This window comes from Hyphomonas sp. UBA3601 (assembly GCF_002375605.1).
In the GTDB taxonomy this organism is placed as follows: domain Bacteria; phylum Pseudomonadota; class Alphaproteobacteria; order Caulobacterales; family Hyphomonadaceae; genus Hyphomonas.
The window spans coordinates 39,661-42,379 of record NZ_DFME01000026.1; the positions used below are offsets into that span (position 1 = coordinate 39,661).

Sequence of the window (2,719 nt, forward strand, 5' to 3'; positions counted from 1 at the left end):
CTTTCGTCCTCCGTCGCTTCGCGCCCCAGCACCTTGGACGAGATCAGGCGATTCATATTGGCATTTGCCTGATGCAGCCACATGCGGCGCAGACCTTCCGGCTTAATGTCCAGTTCTTCCATCTGCGACGCGATCATGTTCGCCACCATCGGCACGACTTCCTTGAAAACTTTGCGGCCTTCCTGAACGAACAGCTTGTCCGGCGCGTCGATGCCTTCTGGCGCGGCGCGGTTCAGGAACCCGAAATTGTTGCGGATATTGTTCGAGAACTGGGTCTTCAGTTTGGTGCCAAGAATCTTCCAATGGCCGACCGGTGCAATGCTCTCTTCCTCGACAAGGATAGCTGTGGCCACGTCGCCAAAGATGAAATGGCTGTCGCGATCCGTGAAATTCAGGTGGCCGGAACAGATTTCCGGATTCACCACCAGCACGGATTTCGCGCTACCGGACCGGATGAAGTCAGCTGCGGTCTGAATGCCGAATGTGGCCGACGAGCACGCCACATTCATGTCAAAGGCAAAGCCGCCACACCCCAATGCGTCCTGCACTTCGACCGCCATGGCGGGATAGGCGCGCTGCATGTTGGACGCGGCGCAGATAACGGCGTCAACGTCTTCGGCTTTGCGGCCCGAACGCTCCAGCGCATCGCGCGCGGCATTTACCGCAATCTCGGCCAATACGGAAATGCGATCATTCGGACGTTCGGCAATGCGCGGTGCCATGATGTCAGGATCCAGGATGCCGGCCTTGTCGATCACGAAGCGCGATTTGATGCCGGATGCCTTCTGGATGAACTCTACCGATGAATGGGTTTTCGGCTCGATCAATCCCGCGCTGATATCTGCCGCGCGTTCCCGGTTCCAGTTGTCAGCCCATACATTGTAGCTGTGAACCAATTCTTCATTGGAAATCGAGTTGGGCGGCGTCCAGAGACCTGTCGCCGAAATCACGGGTGTATTCATTCCTGCCCTCTATTCCAGAACCGCCGAAGTGCGGACCAATTCTGTTTGAGTCTACAAAGGTTTAGCTTGTCCGACAGTGTTGGACGAGATGCCGGGTTTGGCAAGAGCCGGTGGCTGTTCACTCGTCCGGCAGGCGCAGTCCGGAATCCGAGGTTTGACGCGCGTCTTCTCGCGAAATGCCCTGGGCCTCGTGGATGGCCTGACTTTCTTCAGCTGCCTTGCGTCTTTCGGCGCGAGACGCAGCTTCGCGTTCCTGTCGCGCCGTCATCAGAGCCATTTCCGTCTCAATGCATCGATCGCGGGTTTCCGGGTTGGGGGCTGTGCGGCACCGACTCCAGGCTTCCGCTCGATTGGTCTGATCGATTGAGGAAGTTGCGCACGCGACCAGCGTCGGCAGCGCGATGAGGGCAGCGGCAATCAAACTGGCTTTCATGAATCAGGTCTCCTGGACGGCGATGTGTCGGGGGCAGGCTACATCATGGTCATTGACCATGCCAACCGCCTGCGCCCATGCGTAGACGATTGTGGGGCCAACAAATTTGAACCCGCGTTTCTTGAGGTCTTTTGACATTGCAGCTGACCAACTGGTTTGGGTTGGTGCGTCCCGGAAATGCTTCCATTTATTGATGGTTGGCGTTCCGCCCACGACGCGCCAGCAATAGTCGGAAAAACCTTCCCCTGCCTCTTCCATGGCGAGATAGGCCTGGGCATTGCCAATCACGGCTTCGACCTTTTTTGGGCTGCGGATGATGCCGGGGTTTGTCAGCGCCTTGGCGGCGCGGGCAGGTGTCCAGCGGGCAATCTTTTCCGGATCGAAGTTATCGAACTCTTCGCGAATGCTGTCCCGCTTGCGGAGGATGGTGATCCAGGCGAGCCCGGCCTGCATGCCGTCCAGTTGCAGTTTTTCCCAGAGCGCGCGGCCATCCCTTTCAGGCACACCCCATTCGGTATCGTGGTAGTTTCGATATAGCTCGTCGGTAAGCGGGGCCCATGCGCAGGGAAAGGTTTCAGTCATGGGCTGGTTCCGCCAGATGCGCGTCGACTTCGGCGCGTTGCCATTCGGTCAAGTCAAAGGTGACGGCCGCGCCGTTGCAAGTGAATGATTTGCCATCCTGTTCGGCTTTGGCCAGTCGGTCGGTGCGGATGAGGGCAAGGCCGGCAGATCCAGCCACGCTGGTCACGGTGCCGATTGGGGCGTCCGCGAGAATATCCATGCCGGCTTCCAGCGCGTCGCCAGTGACTTTCACCGTGCGCTTGCGAATTTTGCCCTTGCGCTTCATGCGGCTCGCCACTTCCTGACCGACGAAACAGCCTTTCTTGTAGTCGATGCCGTTCATCATATCCATGTTGATATCGGTCGGGAAAACCTCTGATCCTCGATAGTCCGCGCCCCATTCCGGCACGCCCGCCGCGATCCGTGCGGCATGCCATTCCTGGGCCGGCATTTCGATGCCGGAGACGCCAACAGGTGTAATCGCGCGATGCGGCAATTGGGGGGAGCGGATGTCGATCCAGCTGCCTTCGGTCACGACATCCTCGGTAAGCCGGTCAATTGCGACGTCATTGCGCATCCTGAACATTTTCAGGCGCTTCTCCAGGTCATCGGCGGCGTCGGCATGGACGTCAATATAGATGTTTTCGAGCGCCAGCATGGCGAGATAATCCGCGATCACCTTGCCTTGCGGCGTCAGCAGCGCGCCATAGCGCATTTCTCCAGTCTGCCAGTTGTCGACCGAATGGGTCACGGTGCGCCCAAG

General features: G+C 58.6%; 4 protein-coding genes. All 4 read right to left on the minus strand.

What is annotated here, in order from left to right:
• Positions 1-962 (minus strand): beta-ketoacyl-ACP synthase III (locus B4F73_RS02825; RefSeq protein WP_290482463.1); only part of this gene is annotated, 962 nt, incomplete at its 3' end.
• 118 nt (positions 963-1,080) lie between these two features.
• Positions 1,081-1,395 (minus strand): hypothetical protein, encoded by a 315-nt coding sequence (locus B4F73_RS02830; RefSeq protein ID WP_206992550.1) that lies wholly within the window; start codon positions 1,393-1,395, stop codon positions 1,081-1,083.
• A 3-nt stretch (positions 1,396-1,398) separates the two neighbouring features.
• On the minus strand, positions 1,399-1,977 hold the full coding sequence (locus B4F73_RS02835; RefSeq protein ID WP_206992551.1) for a DNA-3-methyladenine glycosylase I: 579 nt from the start codon (positions 1,975-1,977) through the stop codon (positions 1,399-1,401).
• Positions 1,970-2,719: YgfZ/GcvT domain-containing protein (locus tag B4F73_RS02840; RefSeq protein ID WP_290482464.1), on the minus strand; the 750-nt coding region annotated here is incomplete at its 5' end. The genes B4F73_RS02835 and B4F73_RS02840, both read right to left, overlap by 8 nt.